Source organism: Bacteroidota bacterium, assembly GCA_030706745.1.
In the GTDB taxonomy this organism is placed as follows: Bacteria; Bacteroidota; Ignavibacteria; order Palsa-1295; family Palsa-1295; genus PALSA-1295.
Genome location: JAUZNX010000002.1, coordinates 180,788 through 199,226 on the forward strand (window position 1 = coordinate 180,788; position 18,439 = coordinate 199,226).

Sequence of the window (18,439 nt, forward strand, 5' to 3'; positions counted from 1 at the left end):
TTACAGGGTGATTGCCGCGGCGCATCTCGACTGAGACATCATAGCCGCGCGTGGCAAATTCTCGACGATGGTATTAGGTCCGTGCAAAAGAACGCGCGCGTCAAGCGCGAGACAGCCCTTGCTGCTGGCAAGCAGGGGGTTGATATCAACCTCCGCGATCCAGGGTTGCTCGATTATGAGCTGACTAAATCGTACGAGCAGCGATTCGAGCGCTATAACATCGATCGGCTGCTTCCCGCGAGTGCCTTTCAACGCGCCCCAGATGCGCGTCCGCTCGATCAGCCGTCTGGCTATCGCTTGGTTCAATGGAGGAAGTTCCAACGCGGTGTCTTTCATGACTTCTGCGAATACTCCACCTGCGCCAAACAGGATTACCGGCCCGAACTGGGGATCGATGCTGCTGCCGAGAATCAACTCGTACCCATCGCGGTCCACCATTGGCTGGATTGAGATGCCATCGAAATCGGTGGCGGAATGGCCCGCTATGACACCTGCTCTAATGTCTTCAAATGCCTGACGGACCTGATCCTCCGTTTCGAGGTCCAGCTTGACTCCGCCGACATCGGACTTATGAGTGATAGTCTTTGAGAGTAATTTGGCAACAACAGGAAATCCGATTTGTCGAGCAGCCATAACTGCTTCTTCCGGTGTGACAGCGGCAATCGTTTGCGTCACGGGGATATCATACTCAGCGAGGAGTTGCTTGGACTCGACCTCATTCAGGATAGTCCGGCCTTCACTTCGCACGCGGTCGATGATAGACGATTGCCTAGCTACTCTCTGATTTTCGGTGATCTCGGAGCTTTCCAGCGTTTTGAGGTTTTCACCGAACTTCCACATGTAGTTGAACACGCGCGCGGCGTCATCCGGAAATGCGAACGTGGGGATGCCGCCTCGGCTCATGAAACCATCCGCATCGGATACATCGCTGCCACCCATGAATGACGCGATGAGTGGTTTGCCAAGCGTAGAAAGTTTTGAGATACTCTTGGCCAAGTTAATAGGTCTTGCCGCAACAAGCGGTGCCGTCATGGCTAATACTCCATCGGTGCCGGGATCATTGAGTGCCAACTCGACTGCTCGCTCGAACGTGGCTTCCGATGAGTCGGCAAGAATATCAATCGGATTTCCGTGACTCCAGGCAGGCGGCAACATTTCGTCGAGCTTCCTCATGGTCTCGCTCGAAAGCTGAGCAAGTTCTCCGCCACCTTCCATGAGCGCATCGGCTGCGAGCACGCCTGGCCCGCCGGCATTTGTCACAATGGCTAGGCGTCGTCCTGTTGGTCGTGGCTGTTTTGCAAGCACTTCGGCAATGTGAAAGACGTCGCCAATCCAGTCGATTCGCAGCACGCCCGCGCGCCGGAATGCTGCGTCAAGAACATCATCACTTCCGGTCATTGCACCAGTATGCGAGGCTGCAGCCTTGGCCGCGGCCGCGGTGCGACCAGCCTTAATTACAATAATCGGTTTGCGTAGCGCGACCTTGCGAGCGGCTTCAAGAAAGCTCGGAGCATCCCCAATGGATTCCATGTAAATCACGATTGACTCTGTGGCCGGATCGTCGCCCAGATAATCGATGAGATCGCCCCAGCCAACATCGAGCATGGAGCCAACGGAAACGAATGCACTGAATCCAAGCGCTTCACTGAGGCTCCAATCGAGAATCGCTGTACAAAGCGCGCCGCTCTGGCTGATAAAGGCAACACTGCCCGGCAGTGCTGCTTTCCGCGCAAATGTCGCATTTAAGCCACTGACGGGATTCATAACGCCGATGCAATTCGGTCCAATAACGCGCAGATGTGTGTCGCGAATGCGATTAAGGATCTCTAGTTCGAGCGCCTTGCCGGCCGCTCCTGATTCACGGAATCCCGCAGAGATAACGATTGCTCCACGGACACCGGCCTTGACACACTCACTGATGAGATCAGCTACCGTCGCAGCGGGCGTCACTATGATAGCCAGATCGACGGAAGCTGGCACCTCTGCAATATGCGCATATGCCGGATGACCGCCGACCATCTTGTGTACAGGATTAACAGCGAAGACTTCATAGCCCGAGCCGGCGCGGGCAAACAGGTTCGTCGTGATCGCCTCGCCGGGGCTTCCCGTGCGTTCGGAAGCGCCGATGATTGCGATTGTCCTTGGATGGAAAAATACGTCGAGAGGATGCAGCAGGAGAGGGGATGGAGGGGTTAAGCCAGATGTCTGTGCGTCAATCGTGGCGATCCCCTCAAGAATAGCCCCTGGCGTCGGTTCTGTCGTCATTGTGCCACCCACCCCCCGTCAACCGGCAATGCGATACCCGTCACGAACGACGCGGCATCGGAGCAGAGCCAAACCACTCCGTTGGCGATTTCCTCAGGTTTACCAATGCGACCAATCGGTTCGCCTGCGGTAAGTAGTGCTTCCATTCCAGGATTGTTGCGGATAGATCGCTCTACCATAGGCGTATCGATAACGCCGGGGCAAATAGCATTCACGCGAATGCCCTGTTTGACATAGTCGAGCGCCGCCGCTTTCGTCAAGCCGAGTAACCCATGCTTGCTTGCAGTGTACGCTGGTGCTCCGGCGAATCCGACAAGACCACCAATCGAAGAGCAGTTTACGATCACGCCTTTGCCTTGCTTCAGCATATAAGGCAACTCATATTTCATGCAGAGCCAGACGCCCTTGAGATTAATGTCAAGCACGCGGTCCCAATTGTCCTCGGTGCAATCGGCGGTTGGACTAGACTCGCCTTCAATGCCTGCGTTATTGAACGCATAATCGATCGATCCGAAGGCGCTGAAGACAGCATCGATGGCTTTCTTTACACTTGCACCATCGGAGACATCACAATGGAAATACTTGGCATGGCCACCCTCAGCAAGGAGCATTTCTACCGTTTTTTGACCCTCCGCGTCCGATACGTCGAGAACGGCCACATTTGAGCCTTCTCGAGCGAATCCACTCGCGGCCGCTCGGCCAATGCCCGAGGCAGCTCCCGTAATGATTGCACTCTTTCCTTTAAACAGGTTCATGCAAGCTTTTACGCTGAGCGGGCTTGGTGTTTCCGCTCTTCACGTTTCTTCATCTGTTCTTTCACCCAGTCCGGCGCAGCGCGGCACGCGCAGTGCTTCGCATGACCGATATGCCACCGGAGTCGTTCTGCATCACTCGGATTTTTCGGCATTCGGTGCGATTCGTGCCAGATGCGGTTGATCGTCATCCCGCTATTCTTCCGCGTCGAAATCGAACAAATGGCTCGCATGTGCGAGCATGGCTGCTTCGGAGGCCTTCTCGAAGTGTGTCGGATACTTCGCTTCAGCCGCATTGATATTCTCGATGCCACGCAACAGTGCATCGGGGTTAAATGAAATGCTATCAATGTGATGCGAGACGAGAAACTCGGCGAAGGCCGGATAATCGCTCGGTGCCTGACCACAAAGTCCAATTTTCCGATCGGCAACCCGTGCGGCTTCGATCATTGCTGCAATCATTGCTTTGGGCGCCTCATTCTGTTCATCAAACAGATCGTGGATGATCGCGGAATCGCGATCGATACCGAGTGTGAGTTGTGTCAGGTCATTAGAGCCGATCGAGAAGCCGTCGAAGATTTCCGCGAAACCCTTGGCTAGAAGCACGTTGCTTGGAATTTCCGCCATGACATAGACCTCAAGACCATCTTCACCGCGATGCAGACCTTGTTGTTCCATGATCTTGATGACCCGCTCACCTTCAGCGATCGTTCGACAGAAGGGGATCATCAGCTTCACATTAGTAAGACCAATTTCATTTCGGACCCAGTGCATGGCCTGGCACTCCAGTTCGAATCCCGGTTGATACCGCGAGTTGTAATAACGCGAAGCACCACGGAAGCCAATCATCGGATTCTCTTCCTTGGGCTCGAACTCCGCGCCTCCGATCAAATTTGCATATTCATTCGTTTTGAAATCGCTCATGCGGACAACAACATCTTTCGGATAAAATGCTGCGGCGATCGTTGCGACGCCCTGAGCCAACATCTCGACAAAGTACTGAGACTTATCGGAATATCCGGCCGTCAAGTGCTCGATCTGCTTCTTAGCCTGTTCGTCCTTGATATTGGGAAAATTGACCAGCGCCATCGGATGAATCTTCACGAGATTATTGATGATGAACTCTAGTCGGAGCAGGCCGACCCCCATGTTGGGGTAGAAAGAGAGACGAAACGCTTGCTCAGGATCACCGAGGATCAGCATCGGATGCGTTTTCGGCATAACGATCGAGCCGATCTCTCGCTCAAGTTTCGTAAAGCGAAGTTCACCTCGATAGATCTCGCCGCGTGAGGAAGTGTTACAGACAATAGTGACTGTCTCGCCGTCCTTGATCGTACTCGTACCGTTAATCGTACCAATGATTGCTGGTGTGCCGAGCTCTCGTGCCACAATCGCCGCATGACTCGTGCGGCCGCCGTTGTTCGTTACAATCGCCCCAGCGCGCTTCAAGATCGGGTCCCAATCCGGACTGGTGATGTCCGTGACGAGAATATCGCCGGCTTGAAGAAGATTGCCTTGTTTCGGCGAAGCCAGGACGCGCGCGCGGCCTGATACAATCTTATTTCCAAGTCCCAGACCGTGTGCGAGCAAGATTCCCTCCTCAGCAAGCTCATACTCGGTGATCGTTAGGTGTTTCTCGCGTGATCGGACCGTTTCAGGGCGTGCCTGAAGAATCCAGAGTTCGCCCGTGATACCATCGAGTGCCCACTCGACGTCCATTGGCCGATCGTAATGATCTTCGATCGCAAGCAGCCATTCACCAAGATGCTCAAGTTGAAGGTCGTTTAGCACGAAAGCATTGCGCAGTGATTCCGGCGTATCAATGTTCCAGACACCAGCATCGTGATCGCTTGGGCTGAATGCCAGTCCATTGGCCAACTTCGATTCGCCAAAGATCATCATTTTTTCTTTGGACCCAAGCTTTTTTGAGATCACCGGACGACGGCCCGAGAGCAAGGATGGTTTGAATAACAGAAACTCGTCCGGGATGACCACGCCACCGACCACATTCTCACCCAGGCCCCACGATCCGGTAATCAGCATCGCATTATCAAAGCCAGTGTCGGGATCGATTGTAAATGCCACGCCGGAGGCGCCCTTGTCGGCACGGACCATGCACTGCACACCGACCGAGAGGCCGACCTTCATATGATCGAAGCTATTGTCTTCCCGGTACTTGATTGCTCGGTCCGTATAGAGCGATGCATAGCATTTATGAACTGCACGCACGACATTCTCTTCACCCGATACGTTAAGATAGGTTTCCTGCTGACCGGCAAAGCTTGCGTTCGGGAGATCCTCGGCCGTTGCGCTGCTGCGCACCGCTACCGTGGCCATTGTACCGCTCTCCGAAAGAGTCATATAGCCATCGATGATTGCCCGTTGTATCTCTTTCGGCAGTGTGCCTAGCATGATTTGTGCACGGATGGCCTCGCCAATTTCATGCAGATTCGAGTAATCTTTCCGATCGAGAGAAGCGAGTTTTTCCAGGATGAATTGTTTCAGGTTGTTTGCAGTAATAAAATCCCAAAAGGCTTCGGTCGAGAGTGCGAAGCCTTTGGGTATGCGGATCCCCAGTTGCGAGAGACGGGATGTCATCTCGCCGAGTGACGCATTCTTACCGCCGACGCGTGGGAGGTCCGACATTCCGATACGCGCAAAGGGCAGTACATACTGTAGTCGGCCGTTGGTGCTTGTTTCGAGCAAGAGTTGAGGGTTCATGGCTAGGATTGGTTAACCGTAACCGCGGGTCGCAGCAGCGCGGCGACTCCGGTGGGTGAATGAAAATTCGTTCTGGACATCACAGTGCCGTGATGTCGCAATGTCAAGATGAGGGCAGCGTTGACGTGATCTGGATTGGATGGATCGGAGCTGATGGCTGCGAGTTCGGGCTCGTTGACCATCAGGGTCATAATGCCACCCGTGGCGGATAGCGATAAGATGGTGTCGATGTCTTCTGTCACACGACCTTGCGCGCGCAGAGCTTCGAGCTGACTCCCTTCAGTTTCGGATACGTCCGCGCGGCTGGAGTCAAGCAGGGCACAGGTTTGCCAGAGATGACCGTCGAGTGTAAGCGGATTTCCTTCCGGAACGGCTAGCCGATTCGGACTCACGAGGACGTTATGATACGGAAGGTGCTTGCGAAAATGGGCGATGACTTCTTCGGTCCCGGTAATGACCAGCGGCACATGCTCATTTCGAAGCGCGCTATTGACAGCCTGCGCAAGTGCCTGGATCAGGTGTTCTCGCTTGCGAAAATCACCATCCTGGGAGCCGCCATGGGGGACCATCCCACCGTGGTGAGCTTCTCCGCTTGCCGGCGCTGACGTGTGGAATGCCCGGTCATGCACGATATCCTCACTGTCGAATGATTCCTCGAGCGCCCATACATCTTCCAGTGAAATGGGGATCGCGAATTGTGGATGAATGCGGGCCATGCGCGGCTTGCCACGCGAGACATCCAGAAGATAGAAGTGCTCAGGCAGCGATAGAAGCGGAATCAGCGGCGTCAAACGAAAGTCGTTACCGATCCAAACATTCTCAGCTACACGAAGTGGGAGTGCATAGTACCGAAGAATTGATGGGCTGGCAAAGATTGCGTAACTCTCACTTCGTTGACTCCAAAGTTTGGGCTCTTGGAGGAGCGAGCGAAGTGTTTCAAGAACTGCATGACTCGCTTCATCCGAAAAGCTGCTACTCTTTAAGAGCGTTGCCGCAGTGTGAATGTGCCCCTTGAGTTCTGCACGACCAATGATTCCGAAGTCCGAGGACTGCGGTACCGAGAAATAAATCGTGACTTTCGGACCTGCGGTCTTCGATTCCTGCTCGAACATCTCGAGCAAGCTTTGAAGATCAATTATGGATTGTTGTTTCACGAGCGTTATGAGCGTTATGAGTGTGGCGACCCGGGATTCCGGTCTCGGGTCGGCGGATCGTCAATTCAGAGAGAGTCCCAGCTTCAGGTTGTGCAGCCGTTGCCGCCACGGTTGCATCGTCCGTAATGACGGTCCGTGGCGCACGGAGCCCATACCAGTTGAGAACATGGCGTTCGAGCTCAGCCATATGTTCCGGTAATAGTTCTTTGATGCCATGCTGCTCCAGCAGCAAGTGCATAGCCCTGGCGAGCGAATCCGATGCAAGCTCCAAATCGGCTTCGGCCAGTTCATATTTCATCAATGCGGTTCGGGCCTGTTGAAGGAGGTCGGCTCGTGCCACATGCGATGCCGGAGGTGAATTATAGAGCTGCGCAAGCGCGGCAACATCGATTGTGGCCGGAAGGGCCGTAAGACATTCAGATGAAGAAACGGTTGTGGCCTTTGGCCGCCTCGGAACACGAATGATGGGTTCGTCTGGTCGTGCACTTCCCGATTTAGGTAGTGTGGGCGGTGGCGCTGTCAGCTTCTTCATATCATGCTCCATCGAACGTCTACGGTATCATAATTCCATTGGTTGCGTCGCCGCCACAGTCCGCTTGGTGCGCACAATGGCGGGATCATCATGAATAAAAGGCGCTGGGGAGTCAGGGTTCTGCAGCGGACTGCCAGGATTGGGTCGTGGCTCGATATCGGGGAGAAATCCTGGAGTCACAGCCGATGCACTCATGGCGAATACACCAATGGCTTTGGAGTAAGCTTCATCTTCCTCGTCATGGTCCGCATCGAGCTTCGTGGCATGGACTCGTCCATCAAGATGATTTGGTGGAGTGTAAATCGTGTAGATCTTTAATGCTGTCGACCCAGTATTTTCAATATTGTGTTCAGTGCCCGGCGCAACGACCAGCACGTCCCCAGGCTTGATCGACTGACGCTCCCCATCGAGCACGGCAGTGCCGGTGCCGCTTAGGAAGAACAAGGTTTGTTCGACACTGTCATGCGTCTCCGTTCCAATCTCGCCACCGGGTGGAATGGACATGATCACAAGTTGCGAATGCTCGCCAGTATGAAGAACCGTTCGAAAATTCTGATTCTCCGATGTATCATAGACAATGTTCGTGAGGTAGTTCATCATCTTGTTCTCCTTTCATGATAATCTGCTTGACGCCTTCTGACGATCTCCACGGTAGTTTCCGCTCGCTGCACAATATCCAGAGCGGCCACGTTCACTGCATGTTGATGGCTATTCTCAAGTGAATCATCCGCTGCAATGAAGATTGCATCGATCTCCTGCTGGCGGGCATAACGGAGAATCTGCTCCGCAATGTCGCCGTAGCGGATCTGCGATTCGATGTGTGGAAAGTTTTTGCGAATGTGCTCGGCAAAATAATCGAGCATATGATGGACTCGCTCAATGTTCCACTCGAGTTCATTTACAACGCTGATCAAATGGACACATGTATTTCTTGGGAATGGTCGTGCCGCAAATTCTTCCATCATGAGCAGCGATTCCGGAGATCCATCAATGAACAGAAGCAATTGCAGCGGTGCATCCGGATGCTGGTGCTGCGGATATACAATCCTCACAGAGCATGGCGCAACATCCGCAATGTGCGCTGAAATGGATTCTGACTTCGCCGTGAGAAAGAACGACCGGCGTCGTTCGGAGCCGATCACAATGAGATCGGCATTCCATGCATGCGCACGATCCGAGATCGATTCTGCGGCATTCATTGAGGAACGGTCATTGACCTCGGTTTCAATCAGCCAATCCGGGAAGGCCCGTGAAAGGGTGCATTTTGACCGCTGTGCTTCGCTCAGTACCTGCTCGTCCAGACTGTCTTCCAATGTGTATTCATGATTGGATGCCACAAAGGCCCGGCTTGGAATGGCCACATGGTGGGCATGGGGTGTGAGCAACAGTGCGTGGGCATGTTTTGGCAGTCCAGCATAGTGCAGGTCTTTGACAAGCAAATCCGGATTTGGGGCACCTTCCCATGGAATAAGAATTCTCATAATTCGCTCTAAAGTGTAGATAGTGAGGACCGTTGGCGGGTGTGACGCATGCATCAATCATGCGTCACACCCCGGTTTTTCGGCTACGCGCTACGCGATGGCGCTGAGGCTTGGCCGCTTAGGCGTCAATGCGTCTTTTTCGTGCGCCCCGCTGTGCCGTGGCGTTCTGCAACTCTGGTTTCGAGTTGCCGTGGCCGTTCTGCATGACCCGCGTCTCGGTGTGCAGCGGGATTTCACGCGTAGCCGGTGAGATGGCCGCAATTTTCGGCAAGGTGAGTTCGAGCAGTCCGTCCCTGAATGTCCCCCTGATGGCGTCCGCCTTCACATTCTTGGGCAATGAAAGCGAACGGGCAAACTGGCCGAATGAACGTTCGGTCCGTTGATAATCCCATTCGTGTTTCTCGTCCTTCCGTTCTTTCTTGCCGCTGATCGTTACCATATCAGTGTCAGCGGTTACTTTTACATTGTGCTCGCTCAAGCCCGGTAGCTCGGCAAGGATGTAGAAGTTCTTTTTGTCTTCCGAGATATCGAGATTCGGCACATACACGTCGCGATCGCTTCCCCCCCGTTGGGTCGACCCGTAATCAAGGTCGCCGAGCATACGAAGGAACATATGTTCCATCATAGCGGTCGGTGAGTCGTCGTTCCAGTGAATCCGTGCCATAACAGTGCAGTATCAGGTGAGATAATGTGATCGAATATGCCCGTTCGGAGGACTATTTCCGTGCCGAACAATTGAAAAGCTGAAATTCGATTAGTTCCTGTACCATGGCGATTGGACGCCGTCGGTTGGGGGGAAGATTTCTTTCATGGCACGGGAAGATTCTTGCCTGTTCATCTTTCCGTAATGCGGATGGATATGCCCACTATGGCTCGGATTCCAAATCTGCGTTCGAGTGGCTCGGCATTCGCTATTATCAGGGCAGCCGCACAGTCTCACCACACAAATCACAAGCGGGAATGCGAGCGGCAGGGTTATTTTAAGGGGATACACACACTATGAAGACAAACGAACAACTCCAGCGGGATGTAATGGAAGCGTTGAAATGGGAGCCAGTCCTCAATGCCACAGATATTGGCGTTGCAGCACGGGACGGCGTCATCACACTCACGGGGACAGTTGATAGTTACCCGAAGAAGCTCGCTGCCGAACGAGCCGCAAAGAACGTCGCCGGCGTCAAAGCGGTGGCCGAAGAAGTCGTGGTGCATATCGATGGCAATAATCGGCGAACCGATACCGAGATCGCCGAAGCAGCCGTGAATGCCCTACGCTGGTGCAATACCGTTCCGGATGAAAAAATTAAGGTCTCTGTCGAGAATGGCTGGGTCAAGCTCGAAGGCGAAGTTGAATGGGATTATCAAAAGACTGAAGCACGCCGCGAAGTCGAAGATCTCACCGGCGTCAAAGGTGTTACAAATCTCATCTCGCTCTCACCACAACTGAAGCCGTCCGAGATCAAGAATAAGATTCGGCGCGCGTTCGAGCGTTCGGCGACAGTCGATTCCGGAAATATCGCGATCGATGTCAATGGGAGTATTGTGACACTGCGTGGTCCGGTTCGCTCTTGGGCAGAACGTGAGGACGCAGAGAATGCTGCGTGGGCTGCTCCAGGCGTCTCACAAGTCAAGGACGAGCTTCGGGTCGAATCGCTCGAAACAATCTACTAGATCGGCTCTGTGATGGTCACTTCGACCATGAAATTGAAAGGATAATTCCAGGATGATCACAACCTCATTACCATGGACGCCGAAAATGTCTGCTCGACCGGAGCAGGTTCGTCGAGCCGGGATCGGCCTTGCCATGGCTGCTGCAGGAGCTGCTGCAGCATACGGTATTGGCCGCATATTCCTTAAGCGGAATTCGGCCGCCCGGCAATATAGACATCAGTTGGAGGAGTGGCTCGATCGACGATTGGAGACGCTCTCACAGGTGCTTGGGACCACTGCGGAGATTGCGAACCAACTCCGAGATGAGGTCCGCTCCGCAGCTCGTGCTGCCCTGAGTATGGCGCAGAAAAGTCGAACGATAAAACCGGAGAAACGAAACCTCATCGAGATCGAGCTCGATCGGCGACTCCTGAAAATGAAAATGAAGATCCACAAGATCCTCGACATTTCCGAAGCCGCGCAGACTGAAGCCTTACATCGATTCTATGAGGAATTGCGCAGTTGGATCGTTTCGGCTGGCGAACACCAGAACACGCGCGAATTCGCGCAGTTTATGGAGGCACCCATTGAAGCACGCGTGGCCTGACAGACGGTCCACGGCATGCGTGCTCCTTGTCTTCGGATCTCTGCTTTTCGCACGGCCGCTGCTGGCACAACAGCATGCGGCCATGCGAGGGCCGGTCGGTCTTCGCGATCCCATTGCGATCGGTCTAACGGTTGGCACTTCAAATGGATTGTCCGCCGATCTTCAGGTTGGTCGAATGGATAATGTGGCAGGTGCCATCGAAGGGTATGTTGGTGCAAGCGTTGCATCATGGGGAATTAGCTTGGGATGGAGTGCTGCACTCCGAGCGGATGTCGTAGCTTCTGACGATGGCAAAAACGACGCGATGATTCTTGGTCCGACCCTGGGATATGGCGAGATGCTTACAATCGGAGGGCCACGCTCATATATCGATTTTTCGCCATTTCATGATGTTCAGGCGATCTTCTTGCTACTTGGAGTTGCATGGGTCCACGAGTTTAGCAGTGGTTGGTCCACAGAGATTTCCCTTCGACCTGGTGAAGCACTTGCACTCAACGGGGAGGATAAGAATCGCTCGCTGGCGAAAGGAGAATACTCCTTTCAATTGAGTCTGGTTGGCTTGATTCGATTCTAATCGCTGCGCGTCCCATATCTGCTCGTTGAGCTGATCTATCCTATCTCATACGTGCCTGGTTGCAAATAGCTTCTGCAGTTCTGGCCTAAATGATGGACGACTGCTTGAGAGATTATTCGATACTGAACGGTGGATACTGATCGGTCGTGAGCAAGAACGCGTAAGCTGAGACGCGAAGCGACCAGCGGAACACTCCCGTTACAAAGTTGAAGAGCGACTTTGGGTAGCGTCCCGTAAAGAGAATGGCAAACCATGCGATGATGACGCACACGACTGCCGCAATTCCCAATGCCCACAAAACTATGTAGTGCGGAATGGCGAGAAACCACTTGATTAACGGCATGCCTGGGCTAAGGTCAAGTTCCACATTTGGATAGGAGATCGCAATATGGACTTCTTGCTCCTGATCCGTTGAAGGATACTCGTCACTTAGGAGCGCAAGGTACGCAGCGCATCTGGTGCTGAAGTTTACGAGCGCGAGATTCCAATCGTACCACCAGCGTGGGTACTTCTTGCGGAAGAGCAGCATAAGGACAGTTGGCACAAAGAGCACGCCGCCGGCGCCGAGTGCGGTTGGCCATGGGCTGTGTGTGAGCGGACCGGCGATGAGTGCGAGGAGGATCACGATTGGAATCGCAAGCAGGGGCCGGAAGAATGTCGAAAGGCGATCGAGAGGCCGGTCGGGGTAATCAATCGTAAGCGTGGCTGGGAATGCAGTTGTGCTCATGATGTGTCGGTTCTATTTTGGATATGATATTATCGCACGATTTCGACAGTCGCTTCAGCGTTGGCTGCAATACTATGAGCCACACTACCCAGCAATAGTCTCTCAAATCGTGAGAGTCCCCGAGAGCCAATAAAAATCGTATCTGCCGCGACACGTTTTGCTTCCAACAGTAGCTCGCGCGGAGGGTGTCCGACCGGCATTGCGGTTGTAACACTAAACCGCTTTTGCATCTCGCGCTCGAGGGAGTGCAAAGCATGTTGGATATTGGATTCCTTCATTTCCTGGTACTGTCCCAAATCGTCACCGACCAGCCAGATGTACTCCGGAGTAGATAAAATGCTCACATCGATGACAGTCACAATGTGGAGCTTCGTGCCGGCTGGCCATGTGCGGTGGAGGAGCTGGTGCACTGTATTACGCGCACCGCGAGAACCATCGAATGCAAGCAAAATAACGGGCGTAGCCTTCCCATCGAGATGCAACTTGCTTCTGGTAATGCGAACGGATGTCTTTGCTTCTGTCAAAACGCGCAAGGAGACACTCCCCAAAAACAATCTCTTGAAACCGGAACGGCCGTGCGAGCCCATCACAATAAGATCCGGCTTAGAAGTCTCGGCCACTTCCAGAATACTCGAGGCCGGTGAGTTAAGACGCGCACATGGTTTCACTGTCCACTGGGGGAACAATCGTGCAAGGTCTTCTGCCCCTTCCGCCGCATCCTTTTCTGTTGCTTCCCGGGCGTAGGAAAGAGCGTCCTGGGTGTTCTCGAGCGCGTAGGTAACAATCGGCAAGGTCGGCTCGAGATTGAACGCCGGTTCGGCTGGCATCCGAACTTCTCCAACGGAAAGTACGGTAGCTTCCACGCCGCTCACAGGAAGTCCGGCATATCGCAAATCCTGAATCGCATCTTTCGACGATTGTGAGCCATCGTACGCAATAAGAAGTTTCATCTTGCTCCTCCTGAAACCGAATTAACGTGAGAGCGCTATGCCAGGCCTGGCCCAGCCATGTTTTGAAGGATTCGGCATGTAAGGTTATTGTACAGAATGTAAAATCGTTGTCACGATGGTAAAAGAATCTTACTTCGCAATTCCGTAAGAATCATGGGAATGGTATCCGGTTGAATTAGCCGGAAGTCAGATTGTCTGGCATATTTATGCAAGGCATATGGTCATGCACCTACGATCACTTCTCTCCATCTCAGCTCAAATTGCTTTTTCACTCTGCAGTATGATTTGTTGTTTGCCGCTGGGCGCCAGGGCTCAGAGCACCGCGCCCGCCAAACAAGCTCCGAGTTCACAGTCAAGCGCCACTGCAATGCATGCCATTGGCCGGCTGAACGAGCTTAACTATTGGACGGCGAGGGACTATTCACTGACGAATGATGCAAATCGTCAGGCAATTATCGCGTTCCAGAAACTCTCCGGGCTGCCGCGAACCGGTAAATTGACCGATTCGACCATGGCGCGGATCAGTCGGGCAGCCACTCCGATTGCGCGTGATTCAATGCACTCGCATCACATCGAAATCGATTTGAATCATCAGGTACTTCTCGTCATCGATTCCAACGATCATGTGGCTCGCATTCTCTCGGTCTCGACGGGGAATGGTCAGCTCTTCGATTATCCTGGCATCGGTCCGCGGTATGCTCGTACGCCTCGTGGGAATTTCAAGGTCTTCTACAAAATCACTGGATGGCGAAAGAGCCCTCTCGGACTCATGTTCGACCCGATGTATATTACGGGAGGTATCGCTGTGCATGGTTCGAAGAGCGTACCTGCGAAACCGGCGAGTCATGGCTGTATTCGCATTCCGATGTTTGCCGCGGACGAGTTGTTTGCCGCGACGCCAATCGGCACGCCGGCCATTGTTTTTGGTGAGAATCCGAAGCCCGCGAATTGAACGTCTCAGTCGTGAAACAATACCCGTTGGAGCGTGTAGAGGATTAATGTCCAGAGCGCAGAGGCCAGGACGATCGAAAGAAGAAGACGTGCTATCGCGACTTTTCCATCCGGCTTGCGAAACCGTGCGGCAAGTTTCGCAATCAGGGGTGAATGCGCCTCCCAGCGTTCGGTGGCTCTGCGGATGGCGGGTACGGCTTGACCGAGCATCAGGAGGCCCGCCAGCAGAAGCGCAATGCCCTGGAGGCCGGGCAGAACAAGACCGACGAGCCCCAGTAGGAGCAATACGATAGAGATCGCAATAAGAAGCGGGCGAGATTGCATGGCAGAGGACAAACAAACTTCTCAACCAATCAGTGTGCCAGAAGTAGCAAGGCAAGGCCTCAGCAACGCTGAGGCCGCGGAGCGTCTTCTTCGCTTTGGTCATAATGAGCTCCCGGAAGGAGATGGTGTTCGCTGGCTCAAGCCCATCCTCAAAACGCTTGGCGAGCCAATGATTCTGTTATTGTTGGCAACGGCAGGGATCTACATGCTGCTTGGAGACCGAGTTGAGGCCGCTCTGCTTAGTGCGTCAGCATTATTTGTTGTTGGGATCTCGTTGACTGAGGAGATTCGCTCCGATCGCGCTCTTCGTGCATTGCGCGATATGGCGAGCCCTCGAGCGCTCGTGCTTCGAGACGGCAAGGCCGTTCGTGTGGCTGCACGAGAGATCGTACCGGACGATCTGCTCATCCTTGCCGAAGGCGATCGCATTGCAGCTGATGCCGACCTAATCTCGGCATCGGGTTTTGCGGTGGACGAATCCCTTCTCAGTGGAGAATCCGTTGCGGCCGAAAAATCTCTGAAGTCCTTCGCCGAAAGCAAAGTGTTTAGTGGAACACTTGCCGTGCGCGGCAGTGCTTTGGCGCGAGTGTTCGCGACAGGTGCCCGGACTGAGTTTGGCCGGATCGGCAGCGTTCTGGCTGAGGTCGTTGAATCCCGGACACCGCTCCAAAAGGAAACTGGACGACTTGTTCGTCTTGCTGCGATTGTAGGGGTAGGAGTGTGCTTAGTTGTTGTGGTCATTGGTGGGTTGATGAGAGGGAATTGGATCGAAGCGACTCTGGCAGGACTTGCGTTGGCGATCTCACTTCTTCCAGAGGAATTTCCCGTCATACTCTCGGTCTTTCTTGCACTTGGCGCACGACGTTTGGCAGCAACCGGCATGCTCGTTCATCGCATGCCGGCGGTAGAGGGATTGGGAACAGTGACAGCCTTATGCGTGGACAAAACCGGCACGCTTACCAAGAATATCATGACCCTTGCAGCAGTCCAAGCTGGAGAGCATGTCAGCTGGCTGGGCAAGGCTCCACTCTCGCCAGAAGCGAAGCGCGTGCTCTGGACAGCCGAGCTTGCGACCAAAGTGCCGGCGTGGGATCCGATGGACCGTGCAGTTCAGGAGGCCGCGGACGGGCAACACGGTTCGGGTTCTCGGCCGGTGCCTGCGCTCGAGGTTCCCATCACTTCTGAGCTTGCGATCATGTTCAATGGTTACTCGAACCTGAATGGCGGATTCATTTCCGCAAAGGGGATGCCCGAAGCTGTCGCGTCACTTTGTCGCATGCCCGAGAGAGAATTAGAAGCACTTCACAAGGCGATTCGGGATTTTGCCGTACGGGGCATGCGGGTGCTTGGTGTTGCGGAGAGTAACACCTTTGTTCCGTCGATACCTCTTGCAGAGCATTCGTTCGTATTTCTCGGTCTGGTTGCTTTTCATGATCCGTTGCGTGATGGCGTTCCTGATTCCGTGCAGCAGTGTTATACCGCCGGCATTCGCGTCATAATGATTACCGGGGACTATCCTGCGACCGCCGCGGCGATTGCTCGCGAAGCTGGCATCCAGAATGCGGACACCGTCTTGACCGGCACGGAGCTTTCGTTGTTCGATGCGGCGGAGTTTCGAGAACGCCTTCGCTCTGTCAATGTCTTTGCGCGAATCAAGCCGATGCAGAAATTGCAGATCGTGCAGGCGCTACGGGATGCTGGTGAGATCGTTGTCATGACTGGAGATGGCATCAACGACGCGCCAGCGCTCAAAGCGGCGCATATCGGAGTTGCGATGGGTGCTCGCGGTACGGATGTCGCTCGAGAGGCCGCAGCGATGGTACTAACGCAGGACGATTTTTCATCCCTTGTCGGTGCTGTTCGTCTCGGTCGCCGAACATATGATAATATAAAGAAGGCGATGTACTACGTGATTGCGATGCATATTCCAATCGCCGGTCTTTCCATCCTTCCGCTTGTTTTGGGAATGCCACTCATTCTCTTTCCCATTCATATCGTTTTACTCGAACTCATCATCGATCCAATGTCATCGATTGTGTTCGAATCCGAAGGGGAGGAGGCCGATATTATGCGTCGCCCCCCGAGGGATCCCAAATCGCCGATGTTTCGCTCTTCGAGTATCATGATTGCATTGCTACAAGGACTGAGTATCTTCGCGGTCGTTTCGATTATTTTTTTGATTTCCTATGGGCGAACGCATTCCGAATACGAGTCACGGACGCTGGCATTCGCGACATTGATTCTCTCGAATCTGATACTCGCATTGGTCGATCGCTCATGGGCTCGGACTTTTATTGCAATGCTTGTCGATCCAGGCACTGGGACCAAAAACCGAGCATTATGGTGGTGCGTCGGAGGTGGGTTGGCGATGCTGTTTCTCATCACTACCGTCCCATCCGTGTCCGTTCTCTTTCACTTCGGACCATTCCACTTTCATGATTGGATCCTGACCGCGGTTGCTGCTGGTGCAAGTCTTGCGTGGTTCGAAATATTCAAACTATTACGGAAGCGGACCGTAACATCATGAAGCCCTCCGACAGAGGGCTTCATGATCCATGTTACAGTATTAGTATCCTGACTTACCGAGCTTCCTTAGCCGAGCTTCAATCAGGAAGTCCGAATGAATGGACGATGGGGAGTGGTTAAATGTGCGGCCCGCTCGACAACCCTGTCCATTTCCGCAATGCCGTATGCTTTGGAGAGCACCGTCGAGGCACCCGCGAGAATCGCTCGTTCTTCAACTTCCACAGTCTGCGGACCACCAACGAGGACGATATGACTATTTGGCTGTGCACTGTGCAAACGCTCAATCGCATGCAGAGCCGTCTCACCACTCAAATCATAGTCGATGATAATTACATGAGGAGATTCCTCCCACGCAATTGCGAGTGCATCGCGAAGTGTGCAGGAAGAGAATACTTCATAGCCTCGCTCTGTGAAGTGGCGGGAGAGAAAGGCCCGAATCTCATCGAAGTCCTCCAGAATCAGCATTACACAACTTGGTGATGCCGCGGGAGCAACTGCAGCCATCGCACGAAGGCTTCGACCGGTCGATTTCGGAGGGGGAATGGAAACCATCCCTGTTCCGCTCTGAGTGTCCGGCATACCTAGATAATAGCCTTCTAATTCCTGATGTAGATGCATGTCATAAGCTAAAGATACTTCATAATGTGCGAAAGCGGCGTGCCATCTAATTCAAATGGCGATGCTTCAACGAATTTCAATAGGAGAGAGCGGTCTTCTTGAGATTGCAGTAGAAATGAAGGAAAGAATCTTGCCTTGCATGGCAAAGACTTAACGGTTTCATGTTCGAAATCCTGTCTGTAGAGCGACGATCGAGTCATGCTTGATTTCCGCAAAAAAGACTGTGAAATGCGAGGAATTGATGTCGTCAAGAGTCTCATAGATTAGATGTGAAAATCAAGTGCGAAGCTTGACCGATCATCTTGACTAGGACCTGCCAATAATCGCGGCGACTTGTCGATGGTTGGTGAGAATTACAGGAACACAATCCCATTAAGTGATCTGCATGTATCGCAAACAAAGAGGCGGTTGATCGCCTGCTGATTCCAACCTAGACTAGGCCGCCAGCGGCTTTCCAAAAGATTGTTGTAAAACCTTACGCTTTCAAAAGAATTGACGGCAAGAATTAATACAATGTTCAATATATCGTAAGCTTCTTACGATTCAATGTTATGTCCTCCAGAATTTCTTACAAAAGTGGCTTGATGATCGTAAGAATCTTCCACCCCAT

The 18,439-nt window shown here is 53.3% G+C and carries 18 protein-coding genes and 1 pseudogene; 7 read left to right on the plus strand and 12 right to left on the minus strand.

All coding sequences use genetic code 11. The features are described from left to right. Entirely contained in the window at positions 1–2,265 is a 2,265-nt protein-coding gene (locus tag Q8902_03370; GenBank protein ID MDP4198593.1) for an acetate--CoA ligase family protein, read from the minus strand. After that, complete coding sequence (locus tag Q8902_03375; GenBank protein MDP4198594.1) at positions 2,262–3,020, minus strand: SDR family oxidoreductase; 759 nt, start codon at positions 3,018–3,020, stop codon at positions 2,262–2,264. Before Q8902_03375 ends, Q8902_03370 begins: the two co-directional genes overlap by 4 nt. On the opposite strand from Q8902_03375, the gene Q8902_03380 reads away from it, so the two are divergent. Further along, positions 3,019–3,201 carry a hypothetical protein gene (locus Q8902_03380; protein ID MDP4198595.1) on the plus strand — a complete coding sequence of 61 codons (183 nt, stop codon included), beginning with the start codon at positions 3,019–3,021 and terminating at the stop codon, positions 3,199–3,201. The genes Q8902_03375 and Q8902_03380 overlap by 2 nt on opposite strands. An 11-nt stretch (positions 3,202–3,212) precedes the next feature. On the opposite strand, the gene ppsA is transcribed toward Q8902_03380, so the two are convergent. The 6 genes and pseudogenes from ppsA to Q8902_03410 form a co-directional block, all read right to left on the minus strand. After that, the gene (ppsA, locus tag Q8902_03385) at positions 3,213–5,738 is read right to left on the minus strand and encodes a phosphoenolpyruvate synthase (GenBank protein MDP4198596.1); all 2,526 of its coding nucleotides are present in this window, start codon (positions 5,736–5,738) and stop codon (positions 3,213–3,215) included. A 2-nt stretch (positions 5,739–5,740) separates the two neighbouring features. Beyond that, complete coding sequence (locus tag Q8902_03390; GenBank protein MDP4198597.1) at positions 5,741–6,892, minus strand: hypothetical protein; 1,152 nt, start codon at positions 6,890–6,892, stop codon at positions 5,741–5,743. Further along, positions 6,870–7,424, minus strand: a complete 555-nt coding sequence (locus Q8902_03395; protein MDP4198598.1) for a hypothetical protein — start codon at positions 7,422–7,424, stop codon at positions 6,870–6,872. Before Q8902_03395 ends, Q8902_03390 begins: the two co-directional genes overlap by 23 nt. A 243-nt stretch (positions 7,425–7,667) precedes the next feature. After that, positions 7,668–8,021: pseudogene (locus Q8902_03400) on the minus strand (cupin domain-containing protein). Next, complete coding sequence (locus Q8902_03405) at positions 8,021–8,905, minus strand: universal stress protein (protein ID MDP4198599.1); 885 nt, start codon at positions 8,903–8,905, stop codon at positions 8,021–8,023. The pseudogene Q8902_03400 and the gene Q8902_03405 overlap by 1 nt, the downstream one beginning before the upstream one ends. Before the next feature lie 118 nt (positions 8,906–9,023). Beyond that, positions 9,024–9,569: an Hsp20/alpha crystallin family protein gene (locus Q8902_03410; GenBank protein ID MDP4198600.1), complete on the minus strand. Its 546-nt coding sequence runs from the start codon at positions 9,567–9,569 to the stop codon at positions 9,024–9,026. 104 nt (positions 9,570–9,673) lie between these two features. On the opposite strand from Q8902_03410, the gene Q8902_03415 reads away from it, so the two are divergent. The 4 genes from Q8902_03415 (at position 9,674) to Q8902_03430 (ending at position 11,733) form a co-directional block, all read left to right on the plus strand. Further along, a complete protein-coding gene (locus tag Q8902_03415; GenBank protein ID MDP4198601.1) occupies positions 9,674–9,889 on the plus strand; it encodes a hypothetical protein in 216 nt (71 codons plus the stop codon). A 15-nt stretch (positions 9,890–9,904) separates the two neighbouring features. Then, positions 9,905–10,573: a BON domain-containing protein gene (locus tag Q8902_03420; protein ID MDP4198602.1), complete on the plus strand. Its 669-nt coding sequence runs from the start codon at positions 9,905–9,907 to the stop codon at positions 10,571–10,573. Between the two features lie 85 nt (positions 10,574–10,658). Further along, positions 10,659–11,159: a hypothetical protein gene (locus Q8902_03425; protein MDP4198603.1), complete on the plus strand. Its 501-nt coding sequence runs from the start codon at positions 10,659–10,661 to the stop codon at positions 11,157–11,159. After that, entirely contained in the window at positions 11,140–11,733 is a 594-nt protein-coding gene (locus Q8902_03430; GenBank protein MDP4198604.1) for a hypothetical protein, read from the plus strand. Before Q8902_03425 ends, Q8902_03430 begins: the two co-directional genes overlap by 20 nt. A gap of 112 nt (positions 11,734–11,845) precedes the next feature. On the opposite strand, the gene Q8902_03435 is transcribed toward Q8902_03430, so the two are convergent. Next, positions 11,846–12,460 (minus strand): DUF4389 domain-containing protein, encoded by a 615-nt coding sequence (locus tag Q8902_03435; GenBank protein ID MDP4198605.1) that lies wholly within the window; start codon positions 12,458–12,460, stop codon positions 11,846–11,848. Positions 12,461–12,489: 29 nt separating this feature from the next. Continuing rightward, positions 12,490–13,410, minus strand: coding sequence for a universal stress protein (locus Q8902_03440; GenBank protein ID MDP4198606.1), 921 nt, complete (start codon positions 13,408–13,410; stop codon positions 12,490–12,492). Between the two features lie 367 nt (positions 13,411–13,777). On the opposite strand from Q8902_03440, the gene Q8902_03445 reads away from it, so the two are divergent. After that, positions 13,778–14,362 carry a L,D-transpeptidase family protein gene (locus Q8902_03445; GenBank protein ID MDP4198607.1) on the plus strand — a complete coding sequence of 195 codons (585 nt, stop codon included), beginning with the start codon at positions 13,778–13,780 and terminating at the stop codon, positions 14,360–14,362. A gap of 5 nt (positions 14,363–14,367) precedes the next feature. Here Q8902_03445 and Q8902_03450 read toward each other — a convergent pair whose 3' ends face one another. After that, positions 14,368–14,685, minus strand: a complete 318-nt coding sequence (locus Q8902_03450; protein MDP4198608.1) for a hypothetical protein — start codon at positions 14,683–14,685, stop codon at positions 14,368–14,370. Between the two features lie 34 nt (positions 14,686–14,719). Between Q8902_03450 and Q8902_03455 the strand changes: the two genes are divergently transcribed. Continuing rightward, a complete protein-coding gene (locus Q8902_03455) occupies positions 14,720–17,212 on the plus strand; it encodes a cation-translocating P-type ATPase (protein ID MDP4198609.1) in 2,493 nt (830 codons plus the stop codon). Between the two features lie 80 nt (positions 17,213–17,292). Here Q8902_03455 and Q8902_03460 read toward each other — a convergent pair whose 3' ends face one another. After that, a complete protein-coding gene (locus tag Q8902_03460) occupies positions 17,293–17,829 on the minus strand; it encodes a response regulator (protein ID MDP4198610.1) in 537 nt (178 codons plus the stop codon). Between the last annotated feature and the right edge of the window lie 610 nt (positions 17,830–18,439).